Source organism: Ochrobactrum sp. RH2CCR150 (assembly GCA_014138095.1).
Taxonomy (GTDB): domain Bacteria; phylum Pseudomonadota; class Alphaproteobacteria; order Rhizobiales; family Rhizobiaceae; genus Brucella; species Brucella gambitense.
Window position 1 is genome coordinate 47,192 of sequence record JACGXE010000015.1, and the last position, 15,372, is coordinate 62,563.

Genomic DNA, 15,372 nt, shown 5'->3' on the forward strand with positions numbered 1-15,372 from the left:
GGTCACTTCTCCAGTGTTATGGATACGGGAGTGAAAAGTGGTAGTTGACCCTTGGCGGGCATGGCGAAGGCTCCACCGGCCTTGACTTTCATGCCGACCAGAGTGTCACGCGGCAGCTTTGACAAAACTTCATCATTGATACGCGTGTTGAACGACTTGCCAAACTGGGCCCATTCGATCTGGTTGCGGAACTCGCTGAAGTTCACAAAGCTCAAGCTGTCACGGATTGCGGTGCCACGAATAGTCGGCCCAATCTGGACGCGGGCATCCGCCTTGCCGTCACCATTGCTGTCGAGGTCTATATAAGCGGCACGCGACTTGATTTCGGCGTCAACAACCACGCCTTCCAGCTTGGTTGCAAATGTCCAGGGCGCGTTGCCCTGCTTTTCACGGTGGCCAAATTTGCTTCCTGCCGCGTCGATGTCACTGCTGGCCGCCGTCATGACGTCATCGAGGGTCACCGTCTTTTCCGCGAAGAACGGTTTAACCTTGGAATCCCAGATATCGGCAACAGAACGATCCGGATTGAAATTGTCACCGCGCGCGGCTGCGGCTTCCTCAGCTGTTGGCGTCTTGATGATCTTACAGCCCGAAAGCGCAACACCACAGGCCAGCACAACAATGGACGCTGACTTCAGCACTGACATAAAGATATCCTCGGTATAGGGAATATGCCGGGAGCGTTTCAGCTCCCGGCTCTCGGTTCCTTTGGCTCAATCCTTCAAGGCGAAAGTTTCGAGCTTTTCAGCATTATCGCCGTTGATCAGAACGCAATCCATCAACTGCTTTTCTTCAGCTGGCTTCTTGCCCGACTTGATGAATTCGTCGGCCTGAACGACGGCGTTCTGTGCTTGCGCAAAGGCTGGCTGAAGGACCGTGGCCTTTATGCCTCCAGCCTTGATTGAATCGCGTACATCATTGGAACCATCAAAACCAACCACGATCACATCTTTACGGCCAGCCGCCTCAAGGGCAGCCCAGGCACCCATGGCCATCGTATCGTTGCCCGAGATCACGCCCTTGATGTCCGGATTGGCCTGCAGAATGCTCTGCATCTTGGCAAAAGCTTCCGGCTGGCTCCAATTGGCTGACTGCTGCGCAACCATCTTCATATCCGGGTAATCGTCGATAACGTCGTGATAACCCTTGGAGCGAATGCCCGCATTGAGATCGGCTTCGCGGCCGAGCAATTCGACGTAGTTGCCTTTTTCGCCCATCAGCTTGACGAATTCTTCTGCACCAAGCTGTGCGCCCTGATAATTGTTGGAAACAATCTGCGATACAGCAATGCCGGTCGCATTGATTTCGCGATCGATCAGGAAGGATGCAATCCCTGCATCCTTGGCTTTCTGCACTGCGGCAATGGATGCTTCAGAGCCAGCATTATCCAGAATAATCGCCTTGGCACCACGACCGATTGCCGTGTCGACAAGCTGAGACTGCTTGTTGGCGTCATCGTCGTGAACGAGGATCAGCGTTTCATAGCCAAGTTCCTTGGCCTTTGCTTCCGCGCCGACTGCCTCGGCCTTGAAGAACGGGTTATCGTGCGAAGGCGTGATAATCGCGATGAGATCCGCCGCCCAGGCTGGCATAACGGTGCCTGCCGACAGCGCGCCAGCAACAATAGCCAGCGCAATTCCGCGCGTCAGTTTCCTACGTGTGAATTCCATAATTTCCTCCCGGTGTGTTCAGCCCTGTTCCCAGCAAGGCAGTGAAGGGAGGGCGCTTGACCCTCCCGTTTTGATTGTCAGGTGATACGGCGAATGCTTTCGGCAATCTCCTGTGGTTCAAAGACGTTTTTCCAGTCGTCGCGCATCAGCGCAGGAATGCCAAACTCGATGGCCTTGTTGCAGGCATCCGAAAATACGCCGTCGACTTCCTTGAAAATGACCGCGCCCAGAACGTTCATATGACCGAGCAGGAAATCGCGAGCCGCTTCTTCTGGAACACCGCGTCGCACGCATTCATCCATTGCCTGGCGCATGATGACGAGCAGCGATGCACAGACCGTTTCCGAAAGACCTGGCTCCAGCATGGCCATCTGTTCGACAGTGACGCGATGCGAGCGCATGACGGGAGCCCATATGACCTTGGCGATTTCCTCGCCCAGCGCATAATCCTTTTCCGGCCCCTGCATGAGTGCCGAAACAATGTGTTGCTTGGCGAACAGACCCCCGAAATGGTCCTTCTTTGCCTGCATATCCGTTTCGTCGTTGAAAATCGGTGGATGACAAGGATGGGTGACGAAATAGGTCAGATCAGCGCGTTCGGGCAGATGACCTGCGAAAGGGGCAGCCGCATCAAGCGCAATCACCATCGTGCCGGGCTTCAGTCTGTCGATAATGCTCGCAGCCACCTTGCCGATGAGCGTATCTGGCACGGCGAGAATAACGACATCGACGTCCGTAAGGCCCTGATCGGCATCAACCGTGTCGATGCCCAGATCGTTCTTCAGGCGCGCCTTGCCAGCATCGCTGACTTCGATGTGGTGGACGTCGAAGCGTGAGCCCTTCAAGTTCTTGGCCAGACGGTAGCCCATCTTGCCGCCTGCGCCGAACAAAGCGATTGCTGTCATGATTGAATTTTCCTTCCCGTATCTTTGGTAGCTTAACTGGTATGACCAGTCAATGAGTATTCCAGATTCAATTGGATAGGCCGTCGCGTATCTGGCTGAAGTAATTATCAGCGCCGACCTGCCCGCCTTTCAGTGCGATTTGAAGTTCGTTGGTCGTATCATCGCGGCTATGGGCCGTGCAGAGCGGCGAGCCGGGTGTCTGCGGTAGCGGCAGCAGAGTGGTCAGCGCGTCGACATTCAGCTCGCGCAGGGCATGGCTGGACGTATCGCCACCAGCAATGACGGCACGTGAAAGATTTTCGCGCTCCACCAGACTGCGCAGGATCGAGCCCAGAATGCGCGCTAGTCGATGGCGGCTACCGGGAATGCGGTCGATTTCACGGCCACGATCGGCAGATGGACCAAGGGCTGTATTGAGGATGACACTTCTGCCATCCTGCAAAGTTCTTTGTGCAAGCGTAATGGCTTCTTCAATCGACTGCGCAGCATTCTCACCCAGAAGGTCCAATGGATTGAGATCGATGCTGATAAACCCGGCTGCGGTTGCGCTGCGGATCTGCCGTTCGGTTGTCGGCGAAACGCTGCCTGACACCACCGCGATACGATCGACTTTGCCAGGTAGCGGGAAGTCTCTCCGAGCGCCGATCAGCCCAGCCTCTCGCCATGCAGAAATCAGCGCATATTCGATGCCCGAAGAACCGGCGACAAACCAGCCCTCTGTCGCGCGCAAGCGCCAAATTTGCTCTCCGGCGCGCAGCTGGGTTTCTGTGCTATCGACATCGAAGAGCACCATGCCGTCCGCCGTCTGGGCGATCTTGTCGACATGCGTATCAGCGTCAGCTGAGGTCAGGGTTGGACTGTCGATCAGTTCGGCTTTCAACGCCGTTTGTTGGGCCAGATGCAGACGCAGATCGGCTTCATGCATTGGCGTCACAGGATGGCGGCTCATCACGGGATGACGGTCTATGCGGTAGGTCTCGCCTTGATATGCAGCAAAAAGATTGCCGAAGGACGTGTAGCGTTTGAGTTGCGGCGCGCCGACCACCAGCGGAACATAGGCCTGCTCGAAGACATGTTTGCCGATTTCGATCGCTTTGCCGATATTGCCGACATGCGGAGCGGAATCGAATGTGGAACAGACCTTATAGTGACAAATTGCAGCATTGAGGGCGCGCAGCCATGCGAAAGCTGGCGTGAGATGATTGTCCATCCAGCCCGGAGTTTCGCTGCGGCTGGTGCCTGCAAGACCGATAGCTCTGCAATGGGCAAATCGCGCCAATAGCGCATCATCCGGCGTGTTTAGGAACAAGACGGTGTCTACGCCGTTCGAACTCAAGGCTTCCATGACATCCGTGGAGCCAGTCAGATCATCCCCATAGTAGGAGAGCAGCGGAGGGTTGGGGCCTCTCATTATTCGCCTCCGTTGCCAAATTTGGCCAGCGAGGCGGCAAGTTCGGGATGGTCTTTTGCGTAAGTCTCGAGCGGGATGTCTGTGACTGCTGCCTCCCACGCCTGTTGAACTGCGCGAACGCCAGCAGCCGGTCCGCCCGGATGACTAGCAATGCCGCCGCCGCACAGATAGAGGAGATCTGTGGTGCGACCTGTACGCGCGTAGGTGTCAGGTGCCTGGCCACCCCATTGACCGGAACCGGCAACCGGCAGCGGGCAATCGGATGGATCGAAAAGTGGTGTGCTGATGGCCTTGAAGGAAGACACGAAACTCTCGTCCGGCTCCCAATATTTCACCCGGATGCCGTTGATCTGGAACTGGTCAACGCCAAGCAAGCGCCAGAATTGCTGATAGACGCGAAAATCCATCCCAGCGCCCGGATTGCGGGTCAGAACGTCCCAGCCGTTGCGATGCGCATGCAGGACAAGGCCCGAGCGTTTTCGCAGAAAACTCATCCCACCAAAGCCGATGGAGTTGATGTTGACAACCGCGCAGTTACCGCCTGCTTCGAGAACAATGTCATGATTGCGCATCATCTCGTCAGGATCTGCGTGCGAAATGCCGAACGCGTACATCACCTTCTTGCCGGTCTTTTGCTCGTGGTCGAGAATACGCGGCATGATCGCCGCTACGCGCTCTTTCAACGGCGAGTAAGCCGGGCTCATCAGCTTTTCGTCGTCTTTGATGAAGTCCACGCCGGACGCAATTAATTCACCTACCAACTGCGCAGTTTCATGAGGGCGAAGGCCAAGTGCGGGCTTCACGATGGTGCCAATGATCGGGCGCTTTTCTACGCCAGTGAGCCTGCGGCTGCCTTCGATCCCGAATTGCGGGCCGGGATGGGCATCGCGAAACGCCGACGGCAGTTTCATATCGACGACGCGAATACCGGTCATGCCCTTGATCGAATAAACACCGCCAATAGCGATCGTCATGAGCGCAGCGAGGTCGGTACCAATTGCATCGAGCGGAAAAGCGATGTCCACTTCGGCGCGCTTGATCGGACCATGACCGTCTTCCAGTTCCGGCCAAGCCGGAACGCGCGCATCGTTCAGAGGGCGGATATCGAGCACTCTGGCGGCGACGCGTGCCTTCAATTCCTCCGTTTCGCCCGGAACTGCAACAAAGGTGCCGGTGGATTGGTCGCTGGCGATCTTGGCTGCCATCTTCTCGATGCTGCCGGTGGTCTCAATGCGATAGGTCAAACAGATATTCATCGGAATTGCCGTTGCTCGCTGCTTTAGTCGCGCTAACGAAAAGCGCATGGCGTTCGAATGCAAACTGGTATAATGAGTATTCCAATATCTGCAAGAGGAAAATTGTTAGCCCGTGCATGAGGGCACGGGTAATGTCTTTCATCTGAGCATTCGAAGATGCATAAGAGAGCAAAGCTCATGATTAGTGAGATGCCATGACCCAGCCAATCGAACCTATCGTTCGCCGCAAACTGTCAGACGAAGTGTTTGACCGGCTCGAAACCATGATTACGTCCGGCGAATTGCTCCCTGGCGATGAGATGCCGTCCGAACGCGTCCTTATGGAACGGTTTGGTGTCGGCCGCCCTGCAATCCGTGAGGCGATGCAGTCACTTGCCAAAATGGGGTTGGTCAGTATTTCGCATGGAGAACGCGCCAAAGTTCTCAAGCTCACAGCGAGGTCGATATTTCAGCAGGTTGATCCGACAGCGAAGATCATGCTTGCGCAATCGATGGATACGCTCGAGCACCTGAAGAGTGCGCGCATCTTTTTCGAGCGCGGCATTGCACGCGAGGCGGCGCAGAAGGTGACTGCACGCGATATTTCGGAACTGCGCGAAATTATCGAACGGCAGCGGCAATCTCTGGGCGACGCCGATGCATTCATCGCTGCGGATATGGACTTCCACATTCGCATTGCGAAGATTCTGGATAATCCGATCTTTATAGCGGTCAGCGAAGCTATGTTGGCGTGGCTGAAGGAATACCACACGCATATGCTGATCTGGACCGGCAAGGAAAAATATACGCTCGTTGAACACACCGAAATTCTCGACCGCTTAGCTGAAAACGACGCCGAAGGCGCCGAAGCGGCCATGCTTGCACATCTCAAACGGTCGCGGGATCTATATGTTAAATGATGCCGTGTGTGAAAACGTAGCTATCATGACGATATTGATTGTCGGATAGGCAATTGCTGACCACAATAGCGGTTCCATAATTACAATCTATGGGCAGTTCTCCGAGACTGTATCTCGGAGAATCAGAATTTTCAGGCTCTCACTTCTAATTGGGCGAAGCCAACGTCATCGTTATGGTGCGATGCAACCCTGAGTAGGTATGGCGACGTCTGCCTTATCAGATCATTGAACGGCTTAGGCCGCCATCAATCGGCAGCGCCACGCCATTGATGTAGCTTGCTGCCTTGCTGGCAAGGAACGCTACAACTTCGCCGAACTCTTCCGGTGTACCGTAGCGTCCGATTGGAATTTCGCTCTGGCTCTCGGTTGCGATGACGACTGGATCGACGCCGCGCTCAGCTGCATCCAGCGCGTCCAGACGCGTGGTGCGCTCGGTGGCAAACCGGCCGGGCATTACGACATTGACGGTCACGCCATCTCCAGCGACTTCGCTTGCAAGCGTTTTGCCCCATCCTGCGAGGGCCGATCTCAAGGCATTGGAAGCTGCGAGATTGGGAATGGGTTCGCGAATGCTGGTGGAGGATACCGCAATGATCCGACCGAAATTGCGCTCACGCATTCCGGGAAGATAGTGAGCGGCCACTTCAATCTGACTGAGGAACATGCTTCTGATCTGTGTGTTCCAGTAGGCTTCGTCATATTGAGAAGCGGAAACCGGAGCAGGGCCACCGCCATTGAGAAGCAGGATATCGATGCTGCCGACGGCTTTGTCGACATTTTCCATCATTCTGGAAACACTGGCAGGATCAGTCAAGTCGCAGGCGAATGACATCACCGAACCCGCATAAGTGCCAAGGCGCTCTTCTGCTGCGCGCATCGCAACTTTGTCTCTGCCGACGAGCGCGATGTTTACGCCCTGCTTTGCCAAAGCTTCGGCAACACCTAATCCAAGCCCCTTGCTTCCACCCAAAAGAAGTGCTGTCTGCTTTTTGTCATTCATTGTGAAATTCCAACTCAAATCCCTGTTTGACTGATCGATCTGATAGCATTGACCAGCAAAGCAATATGATCATCAGAGGTGCTCAAATGCACGGAGGCTCGAAGCAACTCTGAAATCCCGCGTATAGACATATCGTAAGGTGTGTAGCCCGGTCCGTTTAGGCCGATATTGATGCTCTGATCGGCGAGACGTTGCTTTACGAGCGCACACGGTAATCCATCGATTGCAAATGTGACGGCAGCGCCTTTGCTGTCTCCAAGATCGAGCAGTTTGACTCCCGGCACTTCAGCAAGGGTCTGACGAAGGGTCACGGCCTTATGTGCGAGGTCTTGCCCGATGCGGTCGATACCCAAGTCGAGGGCTTGCTCGATTGCTTTTCCAAGACCAAGCTTGAGTGCCACCGACTCTTCACCAAACTCAAAAACCTGAGCGCTCTTTGCCACCGCGACGTTGCCGTCACTCAAAGTGGAGGACAGGTTGTCGATACTGCGCGGAACGAGTTCTTCCGCAAGGCGGGGTGAAATATAGGCCAAGGCTGTTCCGCGCGGTCCGCGCAGAAATTTCCGCCCGCAGGCGATGAGAGCGTCACAACCCAACTCGGCGACATCAATCGGTATCTGTCCAATAGCCTGACTGGCATCTATGATGACAAACGCTGATGACCCGGCTTGCCGGATTGCAGCACCAATGGCAGCGGCAGGATTGATCAGTGCACTTCCCGCGCCAACCCAGGTTAGGGCAACAATGCGCGTAACCGGCGAGAGGCCTTGTCCGAGTGCAACAGTATCGACGGCGCTTGTATCGTCCGAGGCCATCAATGTAAGTGTTGCGCCGTTCAGATCCGCAGAGCGTTGCAAACATAAGACATTGCCAATCCATTCCTGACGGCTGACCAGTATCTTGTCGCCGGGAGAGAGCGGAATAGAGGCGATCAGGTTGCCATAAAGCTGTCCATGACTGGTTCCGAAAGCGATATCCTGCGGTGAGCACCCCAACAGCTTTGCCGCCGCTTGATAGGTCCTGTGAATGGCGTCTGATGCGCGCGCGCCAGCCTCCATCGGACCGCGTTCTGCTTCGAGACGCAGATGGTCGACAATCACCTGAACCGTTTCCGGGGAAGGCAACCCGGCTCCGCTATGATTAAAATGCACGACGGACATTTGCGGTCCCTTGATTAGCGAATATGGAAAACGGCTTCGACCTCGACCGGTACATTGGCTGGTAGCCCTGCCACGCCAATGGCAGAGCGTGCATGTGCGCCACGTTCGCCAAAGACCGCATTCATAAGTTGAGAAGCACCGTTGCCGACCTGAGAATAGGTGGTAAAGCCAGGGACGGCATTGACGAAGACTGTAAGCTTGGCCAACCGGACAACACGGTCAAGATCGCCATCAAGCGCTTCATTCGCCCAGAAGATGACATTTGCCGCGCAGAGCTTCGCGCTTTCGAGGGCGGTTTCTATATCGATCTCGCCGCCGACCTGTCCGATGTAAGCAATATCGCTGCCTTTTTCGGGTATCTGGCCCGAAACATAGAGAAAATTGTCGACTTTCGTGGTGGGGGAGAAGGGCAGGTCTGGCCGGGTCAGATTGGGCCAAACGATACCGCAAGCAGCCAGTTTTTCTTTATAGTCGGACATTTCATACTCCATTTTCTGGTTTCGGATTCCATATTGTCAAAAGCTGCATCCCTCGTGTACCCTTATAATTCTTAGTACGGTATAAGGGTTCGTTATGGATGTGAGTTACGATCTCAGACTGCTCAGGATGTTTGTCGCGGTGGCCGAAACGGGCACACTGAGCAAAGCCGCTGATCGTCTTGCGCGTACGCAGGCAGCCGTCAGCATGCAGTTGCAGCGGATAGAAAAGGAACTGGACAGTGAACTGTTTACGCGGTCCTCTCGCGGTGTTTCTCTAACAGAAGCGGGAGAAGCTTTTCTGGCTTATGCGCGAAGGGTCATTGCGCTGACGGAGGATATGCAGCGCGGATTGGTCGATAAAAAGCTGGTAGGGCGTATTCGGCTAGGGCTTTTTGAAGATCTGGCAGTCACGCGTCTTCCTGGCGCAATTGCTCAGTTCAGACAGCAACATCCGTCGGTGGAGATTGAGCTGAGTTCATCCAATTCGGCGCAGCTTGCACGATCCTTTGATGAAGGGCAAAGCGACATCGTCGTTGCCCATCCCGCCCGGTTCGCCCTGCCGCCAATGAGCTTTATATCCTATCAACTGGTCTGGTGCGCCAGCCGATTGCTTGATGTGGATGAGAATGATCCGCTTCCTGTCGTTCTCTTTGAAACATCCTGTTCCTGGCAGGATCGAATGGTCGCTTCCCTCGCTGAAGCGGGCATCGCGTGGACCGTTGGCTGCCGCGTGAAAAGCTTGCCCGCCATGCTATCGGCACTGCGAGGAGGGCTGGGTGTTGGGGTGCTGTTTGCGGAAGCGGTTCCGCCAGACTGCGAGACCATAAATGGAAAATACAATCTGCCCCCGGCACCGGTCGCCGAATTTGGCATATTTGCTGCCGATGATCCGTCACCGCTTGTCATGGAACTGGCGAAATCGCTTGAGGCATTATCATAACGCTTGTCCCGAGTTGACCGTGTCGGTCACGCCGTCAATCACGCTTGGACGATATCGATTGATTGGGATGCGAAGGGAAGCAATGTCTCCTGCGATAGCTGTGGCTCTGTCACAAGGGTTGTTATCTCTGCCAGCGGTACGACTTGATAAGGCGATGCGACCCCGAGTTTGTCGCGGGTCGCCACGACGATTGTCTCCGCCGACTGGCGAGCGATCAGTCTTTTGATGGCGGCTTCGTCATTGTCGCCGGTGGTCGCGCCCGTTTCTGGGTGAAGACCTGTTACACCCATAAAATATGCATCCATTCGAATTCGGGAGATGGCTTCAGCAGCTACCGACCCAACTGTGACGATGGAATGTCTGAATAAGCGTCCGCCCACCAGTTCGATGTCAATGAGCGGGTGGCGCGCCAACTCAACGGCTATATTGGGACTATGGGTGACGATCGTTGCCTTGAGATCGAGGGGCAATTGACGCGCCAGCTGTATGTTTGTCGTGCCGCCATCGAGGAAGACGATCTGGCCCGGCCGGATCAGCCGGGCAGCAATGCCGCCGAGCATAGTTTTGGCGGACGACGCTGCATCTTCCCGAGTTGCAAAATCGGCAACGGCCGCTGAGGCGGGCAGGGCTCCGCCATGAACGCGCAAGAGATGACCTTCGCTGGCCAGTTCACGCAAATCACGGCGGATTGTGTCTTCAGAGACGCCCAGTTCCCGGCTGAATGTCTTTGCCACGATCCGCCCATCGCGACGCAGGAGCTCGAGTATCAAAGCCTTTCGTTCACTTGTCAGCATATTCATTGCACGAAAATCCTTGACTATGCATGATATTGCACGAATATCACAACGATCTGGCGACGGCTAGCGACTTATCGTGTTTGTGTGGAGGTTATTGTGAGTATTGCGCATCGTGTTCAGGTGGAGGAAGTCACCCTTCTCTCAAACGATTGGTATGTCCTGAAGAAAACCAAGTTCTCATTCCAGCGGGCTGATGGAAGCTGGCAGAGCCAGTCACGAGAAACCTATGATCGCGGCAATGGCGCAACCATTCTGCTGTACGATCCGCGTCGGCGAACGGTTATTCTCACCCGCCAGTTTCGATATCCGGCCTTCGTGAATGGGTATGACGATCTGCTGACCGAGGCGCCAGCCGGATTGTTGGATGATGTGGAACCGGCGGTACGCATTCGTGCGGAAACAGAAGAAGAAACGGGCTTTCAAGTAAGCGAAGTGCGGCAGATCTTCGACGTCTTCATGAGCCCCGGGTCGGTGACAGAACGCCTCCATTTTTTCGTTGGAGAGTATGAGCCCGGAGACCGGGTTTCACTGGGCGGTGGAAAGGAAGAGGAGGGCGAGGATATTGCAGTCTTCGAAGTGGATATCGATGCGGCATTGGGCATGATTGGCACCGGCGCAATCCGGGACGCCAAGACGATCATCCTGCTGCAATATGCAGCTTTGAACCTTTTCCGGTTTCCGAGTTGCGTCAACGACTAGGTGTCTAACGTAGACCTTCACGGCACGTGTAGCGCGCGGTCCTGCGTCTTAAGAGACGTTATCGAGAAACGTTAGTGTCGGCACAAAAAACAAACACCCGGTCACGGCTCGGCTGAAATCGAGAATGTGGTCGTACGTACCGGGGGGATTACCGACAAACATATTCTCCAGCATTTTCTCGATCCGGGATGGGGAACGAGCGAAGCCAATGAAATAGGTGCCAAATTCGCCCTTTCCGACTTCGCCGAACGGCATATTGTCACGCAGAATCTGAATCTGCTCCCCATCTTCCTCGATATTCGTCAGAACGTTATGGGCATAGGGCTTCTTCTGGGACCCAAGCTGTTCAATATCGGAGAGCTTATGCCGACCGATGATATTTTCCTGCTCTTCGACAGAAACGTTGTTCCACTTCGCCAGATCGTGCAAGTATTTTTGGGTGATCACATAGCTGCTTCCTGCAAAGTCCGGATCTTCATCGCCGATGATCGTGGCAGATAAAGCGGCCTGGTCGACCGGGTTTTCGGTGCCGTCAACGAACCCAAGAAGATCGCGATCATCAAAAAATTTGAAGCCATGCACTTCATCAACAACAGACACATGGATCGAAAGCCGTTCCATAAGGTGGCTGGCTAGCTCAAAACACTGATCCATGCTGCTCGCACGGATATGAAACAGAATATCGCCGGGCGTTGATACAGCATTGTGCACGCCATGGATTTCGCGAAACGGATGCAGCTCCTTTGGTCGTGGAGCGCCAAACAGGCGGTCCCATGCCTCCGAGCCGAACCCTGTTATGCAGGAAAGCTGCCCGTCCAAGCGCCGAAAACCAACGCCGCGGACCAGACTTGAAATATCCGCGCATAAATCACGAATAGCTTCTTCGGCTTCTGATCCAGGGTTGATCGTCACGACGAGAAAAATTGCCGCTTTCGTCAGTTTTCCAACAACGGATTGTGAAACGGGAAGCGAAGAAATGCCGTCTATTGTCATCGAGAATCCGTTTCAGCCCGTGAGTTTTTAGCGTTCACTGAAATTAAGCGTGAGGCCGCTTAATTGGCAAATGTTCTTTTTGATGGGTCTTAAGAGAATGCTCCCTGCCCGAATGACCCATTTTTGCCGGAGGGGAAAGCCGCTCAGTTGCAATCCAGCATGTTCCTTTTTTGTTCCTAATGTTCTAATAGAGATGTCTTGAGAGCACTTCGGCGGACACGCCGTGATCCAGTGATCAGATAAATTCTTGCATGACGAGGACACATGGCAGCGGCCCATCTGGAAAAACTGAATGATCGCCAGCGCGAGGCGGTCGAGCACGGCATCGCCATGCCGGATGGTGCCATTGGTGGACCGCTTTTGATTATCGCGGGCGCTGGATCGGGCAAGACCAACACATTGGCTCATCGTGTTGCTCATCTCATCGTTAACGGTGCTGACCCGCGTCGGATATTGCTGATGACGTTCTCACGCCGGGCAGCGTCTGAAATGGCGCGCCGCGTTCAGCGTATCTGCAAGCAGGTTCTTGGCGATAATTCCGCTGTCATGACGGATGCGCTGGCATGGGCAGGCACATTTCACGGAATCGGTGCACGGCTCCTACGTATTTATGCGCAACAGATCGGGCTTGGCGCCGACTTTACTATTCATGACCGCGAAGACAGTGCGGATCTCATGAACCTCGTTCGCCATGAACTGGGTTTCTCGAAAATGGAAAGCCGCTTTCCAACCAAGGGGACATGTGTTGCGATCTATTCGCGCGTGGTCAATTCCGAGAGTTCCATCGGCGAAGTTCTGAAGAACGCCTATCCATATGTGCTAGGCTGGGAAGAGCAGCTCAAGCAGCTTTTCGCGGCCTATGTTGAGGCCAAGCAGCACCAGAACGTGCTCGATTATGACGATCTTCTGCTCTATTGGACACAGATGATGTCGGATCCGGCACTTGCTGGCGATGTCGGCAACCGCTTCGATCACGTTCTGGTCGATGAGTATCAGGATACGAACCGTCTTCAGGCATCAATCCTGATGGCGCTGAAACCGAGTGGATGTGGTCTCACGGTTGTCGGTGATGATGCCCAATCGATCTATTCCTTCCGCGCTGCAACTATTCGCAATATCCTCGACTTCCCGCAGGAATTCTCGCCGAAGCCTGCCGACGTCATCACGCTTGACCGCAATTATCGCTCCACACAGCCCATTCTGGCTGCCGCCAATGGTGTGATCGATCTCGCCCGCGAACGGTTCACCAAGAATCTCTGGACCGACCGCCAATCGGAACAGCGGCCCATGCTCGTGACGGTGCGAGACGAAAGCGATCAGGCGAATTATATCGTTGAGCAGGTTCTGGCCAACCGTGAGGTAGGCGTCACGCTCAAACAGCAGGCTGTTTTGTTTCGAACATCGAGCCATAGCGGCGCGTTGGAAGTCGAACTCACCCGTCGCAATATCCCTTTCGTAAAATTCGGTGGCCTGAAGTTTCTCGACAGCGCGCATGTAAAGGACCTGCTTGCTGCCTTGAGGTTTGCGCAGAACCCGCGCGACCGCGTTGCTGGCTTCCGACTTTTGCAGATGCTACCCGGCGTTGGTCCCCAGACGGCTGGCAAGATTCTCGACACCATCGCCCTGGACCCGGAACCTTTGCAGTCGCTTGCCGAAATTCCGCCGCCGCCCAGAAGTGGTGATGACTGGCCAGCCTTTATCGATATGCTCTCAAGCCTTCGAAAAGCCGAAAGCGGGTGGCCTGACGATATCGGTCTGGCGCGCAGCTGGTACGAGCCGCATCTCGAACGTATTCACGAAGATGCCGATACACGAAAAGCAGATCTGGAGCAGCTCGAGCAGATTGCCAGCGGCTATCCTAGCCGCGAGCGCTTTCTGACCGAGCTTACGCTCGATCCACCGGATGCAACGAGTGATCAGGCTGGTGTGCCGCTTCTTGATGAGGACTATCTGATCCTCTCAACCATCCATTCCGCCAAGGGACAGGAATGGCGCTCCGTTTATATGCTCAACGTCGTTGACGGTTGCATGCCTTCGGATCTCGGAGCTGGAACGACGGCCGAGCTGGAAGAAGAGCGTCGTCTGCTCTATGTCGGAATGACGCGTGCGCGTGACAATCTCACACTCATCACGCCGCAACGGTTTTTCACCTATGGGCAAAATGTGAAGGGCGATCGGCATGTTTACGCCTCGCGGACGCGGTTCATTCCAGCTTCGCTCCTTCATTTGTTCGAGAAGACGAGCTGGCCAAAAGTTACCGCCTCTGCAAGTGAGCGCAGTTTGCGCGATGTGCGTATAGATGTCGGCGCGCGGATGCGCAGCATGTGGAAGTAAGTTCGTTCGCCGTCTGGTATGGTTTATCCCATGGATCAGGTGACGGTCTCGGTGCGTGAGGTTGTGATTTTGGTTATCGGTTCTAGAGCCTTCCGGCTTCGATAATACTTTGAAGAAATTTTCGTGTGCGCTCTTCGCGCGGGTCTCCAAATATCTGTTCCGGCGGTCCTTCCTCATGGACCTTCCCGCCATAGAGAAAGCATATCTTGCTTGCAACTTCGCGTGCAAATCCCATTTCGTGGGTGGCAAGCAACATCGTCATGCCTTCCGCAGCGAGATCGCGGACGATGTTTAGCACTTCGGACACAAGTTCAGGATCGAGCGCGGAAGTGATTTCGTCCAACAGCAAAACCGACGGGCTCATCGCCAGCGCACGGACGATCGCGACGCGCTGCTGTTGCCCTCCAGATAACTGATCCGGATAGGCCGTGGCTCTGTGTTCAAGTCCGATGCGCGTCAGCAGCGACATGGCTCTGGCCTGGGCATCCTCGCGTTTCCGGCCCAGCACTTTCATCGGCGCGAGCATGACGTTTTCGACCACGCTCATATGCGGAAAGAGATTGTAGCTCTGGAACACAATGCCGACATCGCGCCGCAGCGCATTGACGTCGACGCCAGGACCCGACATGCGGTCGCCATGGATGCAGATCTCGCCGCCCTGTATTGGCTCCAAACCGTTGAGACAGCGCAGCAACGTCGACTTGCCGCAACCGGAAGGACCAATCAGGCAAACCACCTGATGTTCGTCCACGCTGAGGTTTAGTTCGTCGAGGATTTTAACCTGTCCATAGGACTTTGTTACATCGCGGATTTCTATCATCGCCATCGT

Annotated in this window: 15 protein-coding genes; 4 read left to right on the top strand and 11 right to left on the bottom strand. The window is 55.0% G+C overall.

Going from position 1 to position 15,372, the window contains the following annotated elements:
- Nucleotides 1–2 precede the first annotated feature (2 nt).
- The 5 genes from FHW03_RS21590 to oiaX form a co-directional block, all read right to left on the bottom strand.
- A complete protein-coding gene (locus tag FHW03_RS21590) occupies nt 3–647 on the bottom strand; it encodes a DUF2291 family protein (protein WP_182522517.1) in 645 nt (214 codons plus the stop codon).
- 66 nt (nt 648–713) lie between these two features.
- Nucleotides 714–1,670: a D-ribose ABC transporter substrate-binding protein gene (locus tag FHW03_RS21595; protein WP_182522518.1), complete on the bottom strand. Its 957-nt coding sequence runs from the start codon at nt 1,668–1,670 to the stop codon at nt 714–716.
- Nucleotides 1,671–1,747: 77 nt separating this feature from the next.
- Nucleotides 1,748–2,575, bottom strand: a complete 828-nt coding sequence (locus tag FHW03_RS21600) for a phosphogluconate dehydrogenase C-terminal domain-containing protein (RefSeq protein WP_182522519.1) — start codon at nt 2,573–2,575, stop codon at nt 1,748–1,750.
- A 67-nt stretch (nt 2,576–2,642) separates the two neighbouring features.
- Complete coding sequence (locus FHW03_RS21605; protein WP_182522520.1) at nt 2,643–3,986, bottom strand: four-carbon acid sugar kinase family protein; 1,344 nt, start codon at nt 3,984–3,986, stop codon at nt 2,643–2,645.
- Nucleotides 3,986–5,242, bottom strand: a complete 1,257-nt coding sequence (gene oiaX, locus FHW03_RS21610; protein WP_182522521.1) for a 3-oxo-isoapionate-4-phosphate decarboxylase OiaX — start codon at nt 5,240–5,242, stop codon at nt 3,986–3,988. Before oiaX ends, FHW03_RS21605 begins: the two co-directional genes overlap by 1 nt.
- A gap of 194 nt (nt 5,243–5,436) precedes the next feature.
- Between oiaX and FHW03_RS21615 the strand changes: the two genes are divergently transcribed.
- Complete coding sequence (locus FHW03_RS21615) at nt 5,437–6,141, top strand: transcriptional regulator NanR (protein ID WP_182522522.1); 705 nt, start codon at nt 5,437–5,439, stop codon at nt 6,139–6,141.
- 217 nt (nt 6,142–6,358) lie between these two features.
- Here the strand turns inward: FHW03_RS21615 and FHW03_RS21620 are convergent, their stop codons facing one another.
- The 3 genes from FHW03_RS21620 to FHW03_RS21630 are packed head-to-tail and all read right to left on the bottom strand — an operon-like array spanning nt 6,359 to nt 8,780.
- Nucleotides 6,359–7,141 carry an SDR family oxidoreductase gene (locus FHW03_RS21620; RefSeq protein WP_182522523.1) on the bottom strand — a complete coding sequence of 261 codons (783 nt, stop codon included), beginning with the start codon at nt 7,139–7,141 and terminating at the stop codon, nt 6,359–6,361.
- Between the two features lie 14 nt (nt 7,142–7,155).
- Nucleotides 7,156–8,301, bottom strand: coding sequence for an aminotransferase class V-fold PLP-dependent enzyme (locus tag FHW03_RS21625; RefSeq protein WP_182522524.1), 1,146 nt, complete (start codon nt 8,299–8,301; stop codon nt 7,156–7,158).
- 14 nt (nt 8,302–8,315) lie between these two features.
- Entirely contained in the window at nt 8,316–8,780 is a 465-nt protein-coding gene (locus FHW03_RS21630; protein ID WP_182522525.1) for a RidA family protein, read from the bottom strand.
- A 100-nt stretch (nt 8,781–8,880) separates the two neighbouring features.
- Here FHW03_RS21630 and FHW03_RS21635 point away from each other — a divergent pair, with 100 nt between their 5' ends.
- Nucleotides 8,881–9,720, top strand: coding sequence for a LysR family transcriptional regulator (locus FHW03_RS21635; protein ID WP_182522526.1), 840 nt, complete (start codon nt 8,881–8,883; stop codon nt 9,718–9,720).
- A gap of 38 nt (nt 9,721–9,758) precedes the next feature.
- On the opposite strand, the gene FHW03_RS21640 is transcribed toward FHW03_RS21635, so the two are convergent.
- Entirely contained in the window at nt 9,759–10,514 is a 756-nt protein-coding gene (locus FHW03_RS21640; protein ID WP_182522572.1) for a DeoR/GlpR family DNA-binding transcription regulator, read from the bottom strand.
- 99 nt (nt 10,515–10,613) lie between these two features.
- Between FHW03_RS21640 and FHW03_RS21645 the strand changes: the two genes are divergently transcribed.
- Nucleotides 10,614–11,216 carry an NUDIX domain-containing protein gene (locus tag FHW03_RS21645; protein WP_182522527.1) on the top strand — a complete coding sequence of 201 codons (603 nt, stop codon included), beginning with the start codon at nt 10,614–10,616 and terminating at the stop codon, nt 11,214–11,216.
- Nucleotides 11,217–11,264: 48 nt separating this feature from the next.
- Here the strand turns inward: FHW03_RS21645 and FHW03_RS21650 are convergent, their stop codons facing one another.
- Nucleotides 11,265–12,209: a Dyp-type peroxidase gene (locus FHW03_RS21650; RefSeq protein WP_182522528.1), complete on the bottom strand. Its 945-nt coding sequence runs from the start codon at nt 12,207–12,209 to the stop codon at nt 11,265–11,267.
- 264 nt (nt 12,210–12,473) lie between these two features.
- On the opposite strand from FHW03_RS21650, the gene FHW03_RS21655 reads away from it, so the two are divergent.
- Entirely contained in the window at nt 12,474–14,543 is a 2,070-nt protein-coding gene (locus FHW03_RS21655; protein WP_182522529.1) for an ATP-dependent helicase, read from the top strand.
- Between the two features lie 82 nt (nt 14,544–14,625).
- On the opposite strand, the gene FHW03_RS21660 is transcribed toward FHW03_RS21655, so the two are convergent.
- Nucleotides 14,626–15,369: an amino acid ABC transporter ATP-binding protein gene (locus tag FHW03_RS21660; RefSeq protein ID WP_182522530.1), complete on the bottom strand. Its 744-nt coding sequence runs from the start codon at nt 15,367–15,369 to the stop codon at nt 14,626–14,628.
- Between the last annotated feature and the right edge of the window lie 3 nt (nt 15,370–15,372).